At 48.1% G+C, this 17,676-nt stretch carries 15 protein-coding genes, 1 pseudogene and 2 riboswitches; of the genes and pseudogenes, 15 read left to right on the forward strand and 1 reads right to left on the reverse strand.

The features are described 5' to 3' along the window. Positions 1–6 precede the first annotated feature (6 nt). The 3 genes from purD (at position 7) to map (ending at position 2,942) form a co-directional block, all read left to right on the forward strand. Positions 7–1,266, forward strand: coding sequence for a phosphoribosylamine--glycine ligase (purD, locus tag BP97_RS0115330; RefSeq protein WP_028549890.1), 1,260 nt, complete (start codon positions 7–9; stop codon positions 1,264–1,266). Positions 1,267–1,444: 178 nt separating this feature from the next. Next, positions 1,445–1,930, forward strand: a complete 486-nt coding sequence (locus tag BP97_RS0115335; protein ID WP_028549891.1) for a GNAT family N-acetyltransferase — start codon at positions 1,445–1,447, stop codon at positions 1,928–1,930. A 265-nt stretch (positions 1,931–2,195) separates the two neighbouring features. After that, entirely contained in the window at positions 2,196–2,942 is a 747-nt protein-coding gene (gene map / locus BP97_RS0115345) for a type I methionyl aminopeptidase (protein WP_028549892.1), read from the forward strand. Between the two features lie 102 nt (positions 2,943–3,044). On the opposite strand, the gene BP97_RS0115350 is transcribed toward map, so the two are convergent. Then, a complete protein-coding gene (locus BP97_RS0115350) occupies positions 3,045–3,914 on the reverse strand; it encodes a M15 family metallopeptidase (protein ID WP_028549893.1) in 870 nt (289 codons plus the stop codon). A 208-nt stretch (positions 3,915–4,122) separates the two neighbouring features. On the opposite strand from BP97_RS0115350, the pseudogene BP97_RS41040 reads away from it, so the two are divergent. The 12 genes and pseudogenes from BP97_RS41040 to BP97_RS0115405 form a co-directional block, all read left to right on the forward strand. Then, a pseudogene (locus BP97_RS41040) lies at positions 4,123–4,779 on the forward strand (DUF2278 family protein); the annotation flags it as partial. 456 nt (positions 4,780–5,235) lie between these two features. Further along, positions 5,236–5,691, forward strand: coding sequence for a hypothetical protein (locus tag BP97_RS0115360; protein WP_028549895.1), 456 nt, complete (start codon positions 5,236–5,238; stop codon positions 5,689–5,691). 179 nt (positions 5,692–5,870) lie between these two features. After that, on the forward strand, positions 5,871–6,770 hold the full coding sequence (locus BP97_RS0115365; protein ID WP_028549896.1) for an ABC transporter ATP-binding protein: 900 nt from the start codon (positions 5,871–5,873) through the stop codon (positions 6,768–6,770). Between the two features lie 19 nt (positions 6,771–6,789). After that, positions 6,790–7,530 carry an ABC transporter permease gene (locus tag BP97_RS0115370; RefSeq protein WP_028549897.1) on the forward strand — a complete coding sequence of 247 codons (741 nt, stop codon included), beginning with the start codon at positions 6,790–6,792 and terminating at the stop codon, positions 7,528–7,530. A 3-nt stretch (positions 7,531–7,533) separates the two neighbouring features. Beyond that, complete coding sequence (locus BP97_RS0115375) at positions 7,534–8,676, forward strand: sensor histidine kinase (RefSeq protein WP_028549898.1); 1,143 nt, start codon at positions 7,534–7,536, stop codon at positions 8,674–8,676. Further along, complete coding sequence (locus tag BP97_RS0115380; RefSeq protein ID WP_028549899.1) at positions 8,673–9,278, forward strand: response regulator transcription factor; 606 nt, start codon at positions 8,673–8,675, stop codon at positions 9,276–9,278. Before BP97_RS0115375 ends, BP97_RS0115380 begins: the two co-directional genes overlap by 4 nt. Positions 9,279–9,509: 231 nt before the next feature. Further along, positions 9,510–9,702: riboswitch (cyclic di-AMP (ydaO/yuaA leader) on the forward strand. A gap of 151 nt (positions 9,703–9,853) precedes the next feature. Then, a riboswitch (cyclic di-AMP (ydaO/yuaA leader) is annotated at positions 9,854–10,007 on the forward strand. Positions 10,008–10,150: 143 nt separating this feature from the next. After that, positions 10,151–10,549: a hypothetical protein gene (locus BP97_RS0115385; RefSeq protein WP_028549900.1), complete on the forward strand. Its 399-nt coding sequence runs from the start codon at positions 10,151–10,153 to the stop codon at positions 10,547–10,549. Between the two features lie 129 nt (positions 10,550–10,678). After that, positions 10,679–10,753 (forward strand): K(+)-transporting ATPase subunit F, encoded by a 75-nt coding sequence (kdpF, locus tag BP97_RS41710; protein WP_442952369.1) that lies wholly within the window; start codon positions 10,679–10,681, stop codon positions 10,751–10,753. A gap of 118 nt (positions 10,754–10,871) precedes the next feature. Further along, positions 10,872–12,551, forward strand: a complete 1,680-nt coding sequence (gene kdpA, locus BP97_RS0115390) for a potassium-transporting ATPase subunit KdpA (protein ID WP_028549901.1) — start codon at positions 10,872–10,874, stop codon at positions 12,549–12,551. 19 nt (positions 12,552–12,570) lie between these two features. Further along, positions 12,571–14,622, forward strand: a complete 2,052-nt coding sequence (gene kdpB, locus BP97_RS0115395) for a potassium-transporting ATPase subunit KdpB (protein ID WP_028549902.1) — start codon at positions 12,571–12,573, stop codon at positions 14,620–14,622. Between the two features lie 62 nt (positions 14,623–14,684). Beyond that, on the forward strand, positions 14,685–15,290 hold the full coding sequence (gene kdpC / locus BP97_RS0115400) for a potassium-transporting ATPase subunit KdpC (RefSeq protein ID WP_028549903.1): 606 nt from the start codon (positions 14,685–14,687) through the stop codon (positions 15,288–15,290). Positions 15,291–15,326: 36 nt separating this feature from the next. Continuing rightward, positions 15,327–17,651, forward strand: a complete 2,325-nt coding sequence (locus tag BP97_RS0115405; RefSeq protein ID WP_028549904.1) for a histidine kinase — start codon at positions 15,327–15,329, stop codon at positions 17,649–17,651. Positions 17,652–17,676: the final 25 nt, after the last annotated feature.

Raw genomic sequence — 17,676 nt, forward strand, 5'->3', positions numbered from 1 at the left:
AAAACCGTGCGTGTATTAGTAGTTGGCGGCGGAGGCCGTGAGCATGCCATTTGCTGGGCGTTGAAGAAAAGCCCTAAGGTGCAGGAGCTGTACTGCGCACCAGGTAACGGGGGTATTGCAGGAGTAGCGGAATGCGTTCCACTTCAAGTGAACCAATTCGAGGAAATCGGCGAATTCGCTATCGATAATGCGATTGATCTCGTTGTAATTGGACCGGATGATCCTTTGTCTGAGGGCATTGTCGATCATTTGGAAGCCAAAAAAATTCCGGTTTTCGGCCCGCGTCAAAACGCAGCCATTCTGGAATCGAGCAAAGTGTTTTCTAAGGATCTATTCAAAAAATATAACATTCCGACAGCTGCCTATGAATCATTCGATGATTATGAAGCTGCTCTGAGCTATTTGCGCAAGCAAACCATTCCTACGGTTATTAAAGCGGACGGCTTAGCTGCCGGTAAAGGAGTTATTGTAGCGCAATCGATGGAAGAAGCAGAAAAAGCGCTTCACGACATCATGGTCACCAAAATTTTTGGCGATTCCGGTAATCAGGTTGTTATTGAGGAGTTCCTGACAGGACAGGAGATGTCCATTCTTTCATTCGTTGATGGTCATGTCGTACGCCCAATGGTGCCTGCACAAGATCATAAAGCTGTCTACGATAATGATAAAGGTCCGAATACGGGAGGCATGGGCACTTATACGCCGCTGCCGCATATTCCTCAATCGGTTATCGATGAAGCCATCGAAACGATTATTAAACCTACGGCGGCTGCGATGGTCAGCGAAGGACGCCCGTTCCGCGGCGTGCTGTTTGCCGGCCTTATGATCACCCCGCAGGGGCCTAAGACTATCGAGTTTAACGCACGTTTTGGCGATCCGGAGACTCAGGTTGTGCTGCCACGCTTGAAAACGGATTTGCTTGATATTTTCGTTGCTGCGGTGAACGGTCATTTGGAACAAATGGATATCCAATGGTCTGATGAGGCTGCTGTATGTGTTATTCTTGCTTCTGAGGGCTATCCAGGGTCTTACCCTAAAGGACTTCCTATCGAGGGCTTGGAAAACGTTCAGGATTCCTTCGTATTCCATGCAGGAACTGCATTGAAGGACGGACAGATCGTAACAAACGGTGGACGTGTGCTTGGAGTTACGGCGCTGGGCAAGGATATTGCCGAAGCACGTGCCAAAGCTTATGCGGATGCCGATCGTATCCGGTTCCAAGGCAAGCATTACCGTACCGATATTGCCAAGAAGGCGCTGGTTTAATTCACAAGCAACTTATGGAAACAATGTCTGAGAAGTATTTCGCAGACATTGTTTTTTTTATTGTGCCGTAATCAAGAAAAGAGCTTTCCTGACCCTAGGAAATTTTTCATTGCCATGTTCCATTAGTAATGTGTATAATTTTACCAATTTACTAACTCATAGCAAGGGAGATTGTGAAATGGTAAGCATAACGCAAACAATGGCTTACGAAACAATTGCTCATTTGAACCGACATGTTCATGATGTGCATGTTGAGCTGTATCCACTGCATTTTAAGCCTTATCAATATGAAGCCGTTCGGGATTTTTTCCAAAGCGTCATTGATAAACCCCAATTCATCTTTCTTCTATTGGAGGATGAGGGGCAGCCAATCGGCTACGCCTGGATAGAACTGAAGCAATATAAGGAAAGTGCGTTCATGAAATCTTATCGATCCGTGTTCATACATCAAATAAGTATTTCGAACGGTCATCGCAATAAAGGTTACGGCTCTATCATGATGGAGTATATTGAACATTTGGCTCAAAAGAATGAGATCGGCATTATGGAGTTAGATTACTGGGCTAATAATGTGTTTGCAGCAAAATTTTATGAAAAGAATGGGTTCACTGTATATCGTCAGTTCGTTTATAAAAATGTGGCTACTTCCTACCACTCCCCTTGATAATAATTTTGTCCCAATTTTTGTATACGATGAACACGGCGGTGATAATTCCGATAAGGAGAACAGCAGACAAAGCGTAATGGTGGAATAAATAAGAGAACACGTCCATAGCCATACCCTCCCGATGTTTTTTTCTTAAGATCCCCTAACTTGCCAGGAAGATTCCATTTTTAAAAAGTTCACGGCTCATTCATCATCTTTTACCCTAAAAACTGTTATACTAAAAGGATGGATCAAGGATTACAGGAAGCTGGGAGTGATGGCAATGATCGTAATTAAAACGAAAGAAGAAATAGAGTTCATGCATGAAGCAGGCAAAATACTCGCTGCTTGCCATAGGGAAATAGCCAAGATGATCAAGCCTGGTGTTTCCGGCATGGACATCGACCGGTTTGTGGAGAAGTTTCTGGCGGAGCACGGCGCTACTCCGGAGCAAAAAGGATACAGCGGATACCCGTTTGCTACCTGCGCTTCGGTCAACGATATTATTTGCCACGGATTTCCTAATGAAAATCCGTTCCAGGAAGGCGACATCGTCACGATCGATATGGTCGTGAATCTGAATGGTTGGCTGGCGGATTCGGCTTGGTCTTATCGGGTTGGGAATGTTTCTCCAGAAGCGGACAAGCTGTTAAAGGTGACGGAAGCTGCGCTGTATAAAGGAATTGAACAGGCGATTGACGGCAATCGTATCGGCGATATTTCCCACGCCATTCAGGTATACGCCGAATCCGAAGGCCTGTCAGTAGTTCGCCAGTTTGTAGGTCATGCTATCGGTCAAAAAATGCACGAGGAGCCTCAGGTGCCTCACTACGGACCTGCAGGTAAAGGGCCAAGATTGAAGGAAGGCATGGTTATTACCATTGAGCCTATGCTAAATATCGGCGGCTATAAAGCAAAGATCGATGCTGACGGATGGACAGCCAGAACGGTAGATGGCAGCTTATCGGCTCAATATGAGCATACGATTGCTATCACCGCTGAAGGACCGATTATTCTTACAAAGCAATAAGAAGCGTAACGGTCGACAAACTGAAAACAGCTCCGAAATCGCCATAAAGCGGCTTCGGAGCTGTTTTTGTGTGGAAACTAGGATATGGGTTATAAATGATGATTATTTGGATGCCGGAACGGCGTTTAAGTATTCTTCTAAAGTAATGCCTTTGGCTCCTATTTCTTTAGCCATCTGCGTTCCTACGTAGCGAATATGCCAAGGCTCGTATTGATAGCCGGTGATAGACTCTTTACCCTTCAAATAACGAATAATGAAGCCATATTCAGAAGAATGCTTAGCAAGCCATTCGGCTTCTTTCGTACCTCCGAAGCAATCCTGGGCCGCACATTTGCCGTCGCTTCCGGAGACGTCGATGGCCAGTCCCGTTTCGTGCTCGCTGTGACCTGGGACCGCGCTGTATGTTTTTGCTTTCTCTTCGCCGTCTGTTTTTACATAGTTGTTAAATATCGTTTTTTGTGTAGCATGAGATCGGTAGGCCGATACACCGGCCAGATAGATACCATCTTTTTTGGCGCCTGCAAAAAGCTTCTCAAGAGCAGCAGCAGCTTCTTTGCGCATTTTACGTTTTTCTATTTTATCCTTGAACGTAAACGGCACATCTGGATATACGAGATCGGTCGGCTCGTATTTATCCGGTAAGGCAAACTGCTTGTTCACCAGCACAGATATGCTTTCCGGTGCGGTAACCACTTGATTGGCGGCGCCTTTTCCTGTATCGGTTGGTTTGCCGGTAGTACTGCCCGTGCTGGGTGTTGAGGTTGGAGAAGGAGAAGGCGTGCCTGGTGTGCTAGGCGTACCTGTAGCGGTGCTGTTGGAGTTCCCATTAGGGGTCGCTGTAGAAACGTTATTTTGCGCTTGAGCAGCGTTTTCTGTGGGTTTGGCGGATGATTCGTTCTTGGAGCCCTCACAGCCTGTGAATAAAGCGAGGGATGAAGCGAGAAGTAAAGCGGTAAGAGATGCTTTGTTCATGATTCCAATTCCTCCGTTGGGTTTAACTAAGTGCGTTTTGCTTATATGATTCATTTAGCCCGTTAATTATAACTGTTTCATCATAGTATAGACAGATGTTTAGTAAAAAAAGTTACAAGTTTTTTGAAGAAAATGGACGAACTATTGACTTGCTCTCCTATTTGTTTAAATCTATTAGGAAGGAATTCGCACAGGAAGGAAGATTCAAATGACGATCCACTATGGAGTCCTGAAATGTAAAGTCATCGGGAGAAGGCAGGGGACTCGGGAAAATCCCCATTACCAGCTGCATGTGGAAGCGGGAGGAACCCATTACCGGATTGCTATCAATGTGAAGTCTCAGCTATCTCCTTCGGAGCTGCTTTACTATACGGATGAGCATTTTGAGCATGAGGTAACGGGGGATCTGCCGGGGCTGCCGGTTGGGTTTACCCATTTGGAGAGCAAGCCCGGCGGCATGGCTCTGGATTATATTCGAGGGAACTTGTTTGACCGTCGGAATATGGTTCCTCTGGCTTTTGAAGTCCCAGGACATGATAATGATTTGAACGGCAAGCTGGAAATGTACATGAAACGGGCGATGGAGTGCAGCGACGCAGTGCTTTACGCCTATGGTGATGTGTGGGGGCCGGAGCCTAAGCAGCCTGATAGCGTCTTCGGATTTATTCCGGGGAACGGTCTTCACGATATCCATATGAATCAAGGAAACGCAGGGTTGCGAATCAAGGATAACGGGGTCTATCAGGATGGGGGGCTGCTGCTGCATTTTCCGCCAAGTAATCGATGGATTGCTATATTTCTTGCTTTCCAGTCTCAATCCTGGCATACCGAGGATACGACAGGTAATCCTATACATCTGGACCACAAAGCAATTTCAGGAGCGGCTGGTTACGTGCAAGGCAAGGGACTGCTGCATACTGAGCATTCGATATATATTGTGGGAGCTGTGGTTAAGCCTGCGTTACCGACTGACTACGAAACCGTTACTCTATTGAATGTAACGGATCGTTCTCTGGATTTGACCAGATGGTCGATAGCGAATAAATTTAAGCGAAAATATCCTCTGACCGGCAAAATAGAGCCAGGACAGTATTTGACTGTAGCGCTGACATTGCCAGGGTATTCCGACTTCTTGCGGCAGCGTGGGGATATCATTACTCTGCTGGATGCCAGAGGCTTGAAGGTCCACGGGGTGTCGTATACAAGAAGCCAAGTCCGCAGCGGATGGACGATCCGGTTTTGATAGGAACCCATAAAGTTGTATAAAAATGGAAACTTTTTTAGGCGTCAAAGCATCTAACCAAATGAGGTGAAGACTGCAATGAAAAGGCTTTGTCTATTTGTTTGTCTAATGATGCTTGCTGCATGTTCCAGTGTGAACAAGGGCGATAAGGTTTTGGAGCCTTCTTCGGTCAAGACGGAGCTAACCAACCCACAGCATCTGGATCAATGGAAGCTAGCCCTGCTGCCAACGAATCACTCTCCGGAAATGCCCTGGCAGTATGCTATAGAAGTGCAGTATACCGGGGAGAAGCCGGTAAACAACGTCGTTGTAGTGTATCGGGTGGATACGAAGGAGAAGATGTCGAGCAGCACGATTAGACCCGATGCCAAAATGGTAGTCTCCAAGCTTGAGCCTAACGAAAAGATTACGATTCAGGATCTGAGCCTTCCGCTAAATACACCCATTCAAGTGGGAGTCACTTGGTTGAATGTCAATACGATCATTAACAGTTCCGGCACTTTTACTATTACGGAATTAAAAGATAGCAAGTGACCATAAACAAACATCGCCCTCATCTTCGGATGGGGGTATTTGTGTTATAGCTGGGGTATGGGTACACAACCGACATCCAACATGACAATTGTCATATGAAAAGAGTGACATTCATGAATACCGAGCAGTCTTCATTCCAAGTAAACTAAGTACATACCAAATACGACGAGGTGAGTGAAGTGAAGCCAGTCATTCAATTGGATCACGTAACCAAGCAATATAAAGAGAAGTTAGCGGTTGACGATCTCTCATTGACTATAGAAGAAGGCAGTGTTGTAGCGCTGTTGGGGCCGAACGGAGCAGGAAAAACGACCACGGTATCGATGACGCTTGGTCTACAGCAGCCTACCGCGGGTACGATCCGGTTGCTTGGCGGCAGCCCGGAAGACCGCAAAGTAAAAGATCGTTTAGGAGCAATGCTACAGGATGTGCATGCGATCGATGGACTTAAGGTTGGAGAAACAATCGAACTATTTCGCCACTATTATTCAAAGCCGCTGCCGCTAAATCATTTGCTGAAGGTGTCCGGCTTGGAAGAGGAAAGGCATAAAATGGCCACCGCGCTATCCGGTGGTCAGAAGCGAAGATTGAACTTTGCCTTGGCTTTGGCGGGAGATCCTTCGATTTTGTTTCTGGATGAGCCGACGGTGGGCATGGATGTGACCTCCCGGCAGCTATTTTGGGAAACGGTCCGCGCTATGGCGCAGCAAGGACGAACAGTGATTTTAACAACGCATTATCTTGAAGAGGCCGATGCTATCGCTGATCGAATCGTCGTCATTGACAAAGGCAAGCTGAGGGCGGATGGTACGCCGGCGGAGATTAAAGCTTCAACTAACGGCAGGACGCTATCTTTTACGGCTGGACCTCGGATAACCCAGGAAATAATCTGGACTCTGCCTGGTGTCACAGACGCGGTCTGGAACGGCCGAAGAGTCAAGTTGACGAGCGGGGATACAGATCAACTGATTTATGCCATAATCCAAAACGGCTTGGACGTCAAAGATATCGAGATTCAGAGCGGCGGGCTGGAAGCAGCGTTCCAGACTTTAGTTCAGCATGAAAGCAGCCATTCCTAAAAAAAGGGAGATGATAAAGATGAATGCAGCTTTAGCCCAATGTAAGGCGGAGCTTTTACGCACGTTAAGAAATAGAAAGTTTGTCGTTATGGCGTTGTTGATGCCGGTGATCTTCTACTTTATTTTTACGAGCACGATAGATGCAAACACGGAAATAGACGGAATCCAATGGAAGGCTTATTATTTGATGTCCATGACCGTATTCGGAGTCATTGGGGGCAGCCTTAATACGATCAGCATCCGGTTTGCCCAAGAACGGAAGCAAGGCTGGGTGCAGCTACTCAAAATAACGCCTTTGCCATCAGGAACATACGTATTTTCCAAAATAGCAGCGCAATCCATTCTGAATCTCGGTGTGATCGTGCTGATGTTTATCATCGGAAGTGTATTTAAAGGAGTTCAGTTGACCTCCATTCAGTGGATTTTGTGCGGACTTTGGATTTGGATCGGTGTGCTTCCTTTTCTAGCCCTTGGGACGCTTATTGGTACCATCCGCAGCGTGGAAATCGTACAGGTGGTCTCTCAGGTGTTATTTATGGGTATGTCGGCTCTTGGGGGCTTGTGGATGCCAATCCAAGCTATGCCTTCAGTTATGCAGCAGATCGCTCTATGGCTGCCTTCCTACCGGTACGGCCAAGGGGCATGGAACATTATTTCCGGAAGCTCTGTGGATTGGATCGGTATCATAGTGCTTGCTGCTTATGTTGTTGTCTTTATGATACTATCTACGTATATGATTAAAAGACAGGAAGCGGTATAGACAATGTTCAAAAGAGAAGGACGACCCTTGAACCGGGGCATGGGCATATTTCAAATGATTTGGCTCATTTACTTAGCCTCTCCGATTTATAACATTTTGCAATTGCCGGTTCACGAAATGTGGATCGGCCTTGCTGTATTGCTCGTGTTTGTTATTGCCACTGTATGCTGCTATCTCAGTGAAAGCAAGAGGCTGCTGCTTATCTTATTGATGATGGCGATCATAGTCTTTTTTTGCTTGAGATATGACCTCGGCTTTTGGTTCATGGGTTTTTATGCGGCTCCGGTTATAGGGCTTTTAAGGTCCAAGGTACAGTTTATAGCGGCATTAGGCATTATGGCTGTCCTATTTGTATTTGTTTTAGGGTTTCATTTGGAACAGTTCTCCGGTAATGAGCTGGCTGTTATACTGCCCTCCTCTGCACTCATGTTCGGGCTTCCATTCATTCTGCGGGCAGGGATGAGGTCGAGGGAATTGAGAGCCAGGCTGAATTCGGCTAACGAGGAAATAGAGAGGCTTGTCAAAAATGAAGAGAGACAGCGTATTTCCAGAGACCTTCACGATACGCTTGGACATACATTGTCGTTAATTACGTTGAAAAGCGAGCTGGCGGAAAAATTAATTCTCAGAAGTCCCGAACGGGCCGTGGCGGAAGTAAAGGATATTCAAATGACGGCTCGCGCTGCGCTGAAGCAGGTTAGGGAGCTTGTTTCGGGGATCAATACGGTATCGGTAAAAGATGAGATTCGTCATACGGAGCAGCTGTTAACCGCTGCGATGATTGAGCTGGAGACTGAGGGGGATTTTGGAGCTGTGCAGGCTTCACCGATCACACAAAATATTCTCGGAATGTGCTTGCGTGAAGCGATCAACAATGTGGTCAAGCATAGCAAGGCAACTAAGTGCAAGGTAGAGCTGATAGAAAATACCAGTCAAATATCGATTACGGTAAGCGACAACGGAGTCGGGGCTCAGTGCCCGTCACCGGGAACAGTATCTTCAGGGCGAGGTTTGCTCGGAATGAAAGAGCGGCTGGATTTGATCGATGGCAAGCTGGAATTTCAATCATCAAGTGAGAGCGGCACTCAGGTAACAATGACGGTGAATAAAATTGTAAAAAATCAACAAGCGGGAGGGGAAGCGTGATGAAGGTTATTATTGCAGAAGACCAGGTGATGCTGCGCGGCGCTTTGAGCGCATTGCTGGATTTGGAGGACGATGTTGACGTCATCGGTCAAGCGGGGGATGGCGAGGAAGCGCTGAAGCTCATAATGCAGCTGGAGCCGGACCTGTGCATTATGGATATTGAAATGCCCAAAATGACAGGCTTGGATGTAGCAGAGCGACTAAAGGAGCTCGGGCACCCGTGCCGGGTCGTGATTTTGACGACGTTCTCCCGTTCAGGTTATTTTCAAAGAGCGATGAAAGCTGGGGTACACGGTTTTCTGCTAAAGGATTCCCCGATAGATGAGCTGGGTGCAGCACTTCGCAAGGTTCATCAAGGCGGCAGGGCGATTAGCCCGGAGCTGTCGCTAACGTTCTGGGAAGCGGAAAATCCGCTGACGGAGCGGGAGCAGGAAGTACTAAAGCGAGTTGCTCAAGGCTTATCAGCTAACGATATTGCCAAGGAGCTTTTCTTGTCCAGCGGTACGGTGCGCAACTATGTTTCGGACATATTACAAAAGCTCGAGGCCAAAAACCGCATAGATGCGATTAGCATCGCGGAGAAAAACGGTTGGCTGAAATAAGTATGGTCACATAGTAAAGTCAGCGGGGAATGTTAGGAAAATACAGGGAAACATTTTATGAAAACCATAGATAGAGTGAGCATGAAGCAGTTATCTGGAGATCGTGCATTAAGTAAGCGTTAACATCATAGCCATTGCTGTAATTTCATCTCACAAGTCTCTCAAGTGTTCTTTACAGTTGAGAGTAACAGGCGTAATATACAATTCATGATTTGAAAAAACAAAGTTTCCAAATTCTGATCGCTTAATTTCCTTTAATGGAAAGCGGGGGAACCAATTCAGCGATATTCGTTCGGTGTGAGAGCCGGCCGCATATTGCTTGGGGTGAATCCAGAAGGTGCAAAGCTAGCTTGCACCTGCAGGTAGGGCGACTCTCACCGCCCGAATCCGACAGCTAACCTCGTCAGCGTGGAACAGACTACAACTTCCTACAAGAGAAGTTAAAGGTCTATGGAGAGAGGATGATGAAGCTTGTGATCGCTACTAACGACCACAGGGCTTAAGCCTCTGTGGTCTTCTTGCGTCTTCTTATGAAAAAAATGTTGTTTTTCCATGAAAAAATTTCAATATGACCTTGCAATGTATCGCTGAGTCCTTAGTGCAATAAGGAACGGGGGAACCAACGAGCCTATCGGCTCATGGGGTGAATCCTGAAGCTATGCTTTGGGTAGGGCGACTCTCACGCCCGAATCCGACAGCTAACCTCGTAAGCGTATCGAGAGAGGCAACGATGATCGTGTGCTCGCACAGCTGTTTGCTGTGCTGTAAGAAGCCGCGAGAAGAGTTCTCCTCTTTTCGCAGGCTTCTTTTTTTATGTCCCAACACTGATTATCGCTGCCTCCTCATGGGGAGAATTAGGAGGGAACGAGAAGATGAACGCCGCTCAAGAATTTATTCTTGTATCGGCGCCCAACAAAACCGGCGAAGGTTTTGTCCGGCTGCTGCTATCCAAAGGCATTCCATTCGCAGCTATTACGAATAGCCGGGCGGAGCAGGAGCGTCTAGAGAGATTGGGCGTGAAGCATATTATTTGGATCGACACGTCGGAATGTGAATCGTGGATATTGCCCGAGGTTCCGATAGGTAAAGTATTTTTATTCGAGAGCTCGCTCAACCTGTGCTGTCGTTTCATTCAAATATGCAGGACATGGACGTCCAAAGATATTTGCGTCGTAACGCACAATACGAATCCGCGGCTAGTCTACAAGGGCCTGGGAGCGGACCATGTCATTCATACTTCAAGTCATGAAGTATCTTTCTTAATCAATTGATGCGGACGGAGGCATTCCTATGCAGGATCTATACATGATAGGGCTATTGGTAGTGATCTACCTGCTATTTTACGGATTTTTGTCCTGGTGCGGCAGGGTCGTCAATGAAACGGGAGGCGAAAGATCATGATGGTTATCGTAATCTTTACCGTGCTTCTCTTCATTTATTTGGCTTATGCCTTGATTCACCCTGAAAAATTTTAAGCTTTGCAGTGCAAAGCTCAGCAGGTGCTTACGAAGTTAGCCTTGCTAACGCAAAGCTTAGCGGATGATGCTTACGAAGTTAGCTTTGCTAACGCAAAGCTCTTAGGAGGAAACAACCATGGGAATTTTGCAAATCGCCGTCGTGATTGTCATTTTAGTCCTGCTGGTCAAACCGTTGGGGACTTACTTATATCACGTCTTTTCCAACGAAGGCAATCGTACGGGTAAATGGTTTGCTCCAGTCGAAAAAGCGATCTATGCAGTAACAGGTCTCAAGACTCGTCAAGGCATGACCTGGAAAACGTATGCTTTAAGCTTTATTTTAACGAATATCGTCTTTGTGGCGATCGGATATATCATTCTTCGGATACAAAAGTTTTTACCGTTCAATCCGAACGGCATCGACAACATGGAGGAAACACTGTCGTTCAATACGATCATCAGCTTTATGACCAATACCAACCTGCAGCACTACAGCGGGGAGTCTGGCTTATCGTATTTCTCGCAAATGGCTGTCATTATGATGATGATGTTTACCTCTGCAGCGACAGGGCTTTGTGTAGCGATTGCTTTTATACGCGGAGTCACGAGCAAGGGCGAGACGATCGGCAACTTTTTCGAAGACTTTGTTAAAGCGCACATTCGGGTGTTTTTCCCACTCGCTATTATTGTCACGATGGCTCTAATAGCGCTTCATGTGCCGCAAACACTGCAGCCGACCTTAACGGTGAACACGCTGGAGGGAAGCGAACAGCAGATCGCTATCGGTCCTGTAGCATCATTGGAATCGATCAAGCATCTGGGGACGAACGGAGGCGGCTTCTTCGGGGTCAATTCGGCGCATCCTTTTGAAAACCCGAATGCCATTACGAATGTGATCGAAATTTTATCGATGTGGTCGTTGGCTGCTGCGCTGCCTTACACATATGGCAGGTTTGCACGAAACCGGAAGCAAGGCTGGGTTATTTTCTCAGCCATGATGATCCTGTTCCTTCTGTTCTTAACCTTGGTTTACACTTCGGAGTCTGCAGGTAACCCACTGATGAACAAGCTGGGTATCGATGCTTCGCAAGGTAGTATGGAAGGTAAAGAAGTTCGTTTCGGTATTGCGCAATCGACACTGTTTACGACGGTTACGACGGCGGCGACGACCGGTTCCGTTGATAATATGCATGATACGCTGACGCCGCTTGGCGGGATCACACCGCTTGCTCTAATGATGCTGAACTGCGTATTCGGCGGTAAGGGCGTCGGATTGGTCAACATGCTGATGTATGCCATCCTTGCGGTGTTCCTGGCCGGTTTAATGGTTGGACGCACACCGGAATTTCTCGGCAGAAAGATCGAACCACGCGAAATGAAGCTGATTGCGATTGCGATTCTGGCGCACCCGTTCATCATTCTTGTGCCAACGGCAGTAGCATTGGCTACAGAGCTTGGAAAGGTCGCTATCACGAATCCGGGGTATCACGGCATATCGCAAGTGCTGTATGAATACACGTCTTCAGCTGCCAATAACGGTTCAGGATTTGAAGGCTTGGGCGATAATACACCGTTCTGGAATATTTCCACCGGTATCGTCATGCTGTTCGGTCGTTATATTTCGATGATTGCCCTGCTCGGAGTCGCCGGTTCTCTGGTGCGCAAGCAGTGGGTGCCTGAAACGATAGGTACGTTCAGAACGGATAACCGTCTGTTCGTAGGGATTTTGGTAGGCACGGTATTAATTATCGGAGCGCTAACGTTCCTGCCGGTCATCGTGCTTGGGCCTATCGCGGAACATGTAACGATTCGTTAAATAGGAGAGGCGAAACCGTATGAATGAAAATAATGCAAAAAACCATCGTAAATCGATGTTAAATTCGACTATCGTCATGAATGCTATTAAGGAAAGTTTTGTGAAGCTGAATCCGATCACGATGATGAAAAATCCGGTCATGTTTGTTGTAGAGGTAGGCACTTTGGTCGTGCTGCTCATGACGGTTTTCCCTAGCTACTTTGGAACGGAGAACAGCGTAGGGTTTAATTTTACTGTATTCCTTATTTTATTATTCACCGTGTTGTTCGCTAATTTCGCAGAAGCATTGGCCGAAGGGAGAGGAAAGGCTCAAGCCGACTCTCTCAAAAAGACTAAGCAAGAAATTACGGCAAATAAAATGATCAATAACGGTACAGGGATCAAGGTGGTACCGTCGACGGAGCTGCGTAAGGGAGACCTCGTGGTTGTGTCCCAAGGGGAAATGATTCCGGGGGACGGTGAAGTGATTGAGGGGCTTGCTTCCGTCGACGAATCGGCAATTACAGGGGAGTCCGCTCCCGTGATTAAGGAAGCAGGCGGTGACTTCAGCTCCGTCACAGGCGGTACCCGTGTGGTGAGTGACAAAATCACGGTGCGGATTACAAGCGATCCCGGTGAATCATTCATTGACCGGATGATCTCGCTTGTCGAGGGCGCTAAACGGCAGAAAACGCCGAATGAGCTCGCTCTAAACACCTTGCTGACCAGCTTAACACTCATTTTCTTTATCGTTGTTGTTACCTTAGCTCCTATCGCTGGCTATTTGGAGATCAACTTGGAGATTCCGGTATTAATTGCTCTACTCGTCTGTCTTATTCCGACGACGATCGGCGGTTTGTTATCGGCTATCGGGATTGCCGGGATGGATCGGGTCACTCAATTCAATGTACTGGCGATGTCCGGTAAGGCGGTTGAAGCTGCCGGTGACATCAATACGATGATTCTGGATAAAACCGGGACGATTACTTACGGTAACCGGATGGCTAGCGACATTATCCCTATTGGCTCCGAAAGTGTCGGTGCTGTAGCCGGCTGGGCAGCGGTCAGTTCACTGAAGGATGAAACTCCGGAAGGACGTTCGGTGCTCGAATGGATGAAAAAGCAAGGAATGAGCTACGATGAAGCGTTGGGAGTAGGCGGGGAATTCATTGAATTCAAAGCAGAAACCCGGATGAGCGGTATCGATTTGGCGGATGGCCGTAAGGTACGTAAGGGAGCTGTCGATGCGGTGAAGCAGTGGGTCATCGCTCAAGGAGGCTCGATCCCGGCGGATTTGGAGACGAGAGGCAATGCGATTGCCTCCGAAGGCGGCACGCCGTTGGCGGTCGCAGTAAATGATCAGCTGTATGGACTGATCTATTTGAAAGACACGGTTAAACCTGGCATGAAGGAGCGGTTTGACCAGCTGCGCAAAATGGGGATTAAAACGATCATGTGTACCGGGGATAACCCGCTGACAGCTGCAACTATCGCCCGGGAAGCGGGAGTAGATGATTTCATCGCGGAGAGCAAGCCGGAGGACAAAATTGCTGTCATTCGCAAAGAGCAAGCCGAAGGTAAGCTGGTTGCCATGACAGGCGACGGTACGAATGATGCGCCGGCGCTTGCGCAGGCTGATGTGGGCCTTGCGATGAACAGCGGAACGATTGCCGCCAAGGAAGCGGCGAACATGGTTGATCTGGACTCCGACCCGTCCAAAATTATCGAAGTGGTTGCTATAGGTAAGCAGCTACTGATGACTCGCGGGGCATTGACCACATTCAGTATTGCGAATGACGTAGCCAAGTATTTCGCTATTATACCGGCTATGTTCACGATTGCGATTCCGCAAATGGAAGCTTTGAACATTATGCACCTTGGGTCGCCGATGTCCGCAATACTTTCGGCATTAATATTTAACGCTATTATTATTCCGCTGCTCATTCCTCTTGCAATGAAGGGCGTGGAATATAAGCCGATGAGCGCAACGAAGCTGTTGAGCAGAAATATCGTCGTGTATGGACTTGGCGGAGTTATCGTGCCGTTTATCGGAATCAAGCTGATCGACCTGATCGTTAATGTGTGGATATAGAGAAAAGTTGAGGGTTCCCGGCTTCCCGGGATCCCTCGAACGACAGAGAGGAATGAAAAAATATGAATAAGTCGGCCTCGCAAAGCGGTACCGGAACCTTTTCTTTTTTTACAGTACTCCGGATAGGCGTCGTATTTATCGTATTGTGCGGTATTGTGTACCCTTTGGTATGCACAGGCTTGGCTCAAGTATTGATGCCGGGCAACGCTAACGGAAGTTTGGTGAAAAATGCGTCAGGGGAAATCGTCGGCTCTGAGCTGATCGGGCAGAAGTTTGCTGACCCGAAATGGTTCCAAGGCCGTGTATCCAGTATTGACTATAAAGCGGAAGCGTCCGGCACAAACAATTATGCTCCGTCCAATCCTGAGCTAATCAAACGTACTCAAGCATCTATAGATGATTGGAAGGCGAATAACCCGGACGTACCGATCAGCAAGCTTCCTATCGATCTGATTACGAACTCGGCTTCGGGTCTTGATCCGCACATCAGTCCTGAGTCGGCTAAAGCGCAGGTTCCTCGCATCAGTAAGCTAACCGGAATCTCACTAGATCAGCTAAATAAACTGGTAGACGCTCATACGCAGGAACGCGACTGGGGACTGTTCGGTGAACCGAGAGTCAATGTGCTTAAGCTGAACATAGATTTGGAGACGTTGACTCGCAAATAACGATAAGTGAAGTCAGTTATGCAGCAGGAGGCTAAGATGGAAACCTTCAGAGGAAAAACGCCCGAGGAAATATTATTATCCATATCCAAGCTTCACCGCGGGCGTTTGAAGGTATTCATCGGCGCGGTTAGCGGCTCCGGTAAAACGTATCATATGCTGCGTGAAGGACACGCGCACAAGCAGCAAGGGCTCGATGTCGTCATCTGCGCCGTATCCACGATGCAAAGGCCGGAAACGATGGAGCAGATCGGCGACCTTGAACGAGTTCCTAGTATTCATTGGTTTAAGGATGGCGTCGAGAAAAAGGATTTGAATCTCGAACAACTGATTGAGCGTAATCCCGAGGTTGTCTTGGTCGACGGTCTGGCTCATCGAAACCGTAAGGATGCCCGATTTCCTACGCGACTTGAGGACATTAACTATTTGCTGAGCCATGGTATCAGCGTCATAACGACCATCAATGCTTATGAGTTGGAAGGGGTCACAGAGCTGGTCAAACGATGGACCGGTATGGAAGTAAGGGAAACGGTCCCCTCCGATACCCTAGAGCTGGCTGATGAGGTAGTCCTGATTGATGTCACACCCGAAACGATGCTAACCCGAGCCGCTGAAGGCAACATGCGATTCCAAGGTGATGTGGATGTATTCAAGCGCGGCAATCTTGCGGTGCTGCGAGAGCTGTCGCTTCGCCTTGTGGCGGAAGGGGTCAATGATTCACTCGAGAAATACCGTGAGGAGATGGGACTGCTCGGTCCGTCGGGTGCGGGGGAACGCATTCTGGTATCGGCGCAGTACCATTGGAACGGCTCGATCCATGTACGCCGGGGACAGCAAATTGCCAAACGGCTGAACGGGGATCTTAATGTCGTTACGTTTGTGAATGAGAAGCAGCAGCTAAGTAAGGAAGCGGCCGCCTTCAAACGATCCATTATGAAGCTGGTTGAGAAGGTCGGAGGCAGCTTCGAGGAGCTGCCGCTCTGTTCGCGCAGAGCTCTTCCTGGCGTATTGGTCCAATATGCGATAGAGCATAACGTAACTCGAATCGTCATGGGGCATTCCAAACGGACGCGCTGGCAGGAATTTTGGCAGGGCTCTATCGTACACGATATGCTGCAAAAAACAAGAAACATCGACGTCTTCATTGTTGCTGACAGATCAGAGTATGAGGGCGAACGAATTCTTCCCGCCAAGCGGAAGAAGCCTGCTGAAGATCCTTACAGGCGGCTCAGCACGCAGGAGGTGGAACGGAGGATTGAGCAGATCAAGCGCGGACGATTCAAGGTATATATTGGGGCTGCGCCTGGCGTAGGCAAGACGTATACGATGCTGCGTGAAGGCAATGATTTGCTCCGCAAAGGAGCGGAGGTGCGCATTGGTCTGCTTGAAACTCACGGGCGAAAGGAAACGTTGGCGCAAGTGGGCCAGTTGGAGACGATTCCCCGCAAAGTGATAGATTACCGCGGCACCAGGCTGGAGGAAATGGACACCGAGGAGATTATTCGTCTGGCTCCCGAAATCGTGCTTGTCGACGAGCTTGCTCATACGAATGTCCCAGGCAGCAGGAATAAAAAGCGCTACGAGGACGTTATCGAAATATTGGATGCAGGCATCTCCGTCATCTCGACGGTCAATGTGCAGCATCTGGAAAGCCTTAATGATGCCGTCATGCAGATTACGGGCGTTCGAGTCCGCGAAACGGTACCGGATCACATTCTGTGGCTGGCAGATGAGGTTCAGCTTATTGATGTGGCACCGGGGTCGCTTCAGCAGCGGATGAAGGAAGGCAACATTTATGCAATGGATAAAGTGAATCAAGCCTTGGGTAACTTTTTCAAGACGGGGAATCTAATCGCACTTCGGGAGCTGGCTCTTCGTGAAATCGCCGATGATGTGGATGAACGACTGGAGTCGTGGGAACGGAAGAGCTCTTTGAGGGGACCTTGGCGCAGGCAGGAGGTTATTTATGTATGCGTCAACAGCTCTCCGCATGCGGAGAGGCTGATTCGCAGAGGATTTCGTATCGCTCACAGGCTGAAGGCCGTGTGGATTGTGACGTATGTACAATTAGATGATGCACCGCTGACTCTGGAGCTGACGGGTAGGCTTGGAGCTATTAAGCAGCTGACCGAACGGCTCGGAGGGAGATTTGACATTCAAACGGCCAAAAGCCGAAATCACATTACGGATGTACTGGTAGCTAAAGCTAACGAGTACAAGACAACACAGATGATTATAGGGCAATCTAGACAAACGTTGTGGCAGGAATGGTGGCATGGATCTTTGGTGAAAAGGTTGCTTCGCTCCTCTCGCCATATGGATGTGCTTGTCGTTGCCGACTTTGACCCGAATTTTCAAGTTTAAGCCAGCAAGCAATTATAAAACAGCA

This window comes from Paenibacillus sp. UNC451MF (assembly GCF_000686845.1).
GTDB lineage: Bacteria > Bacillota > Bacilli > Paenibacillales > NBRC-103111 > Paenibacillus_S.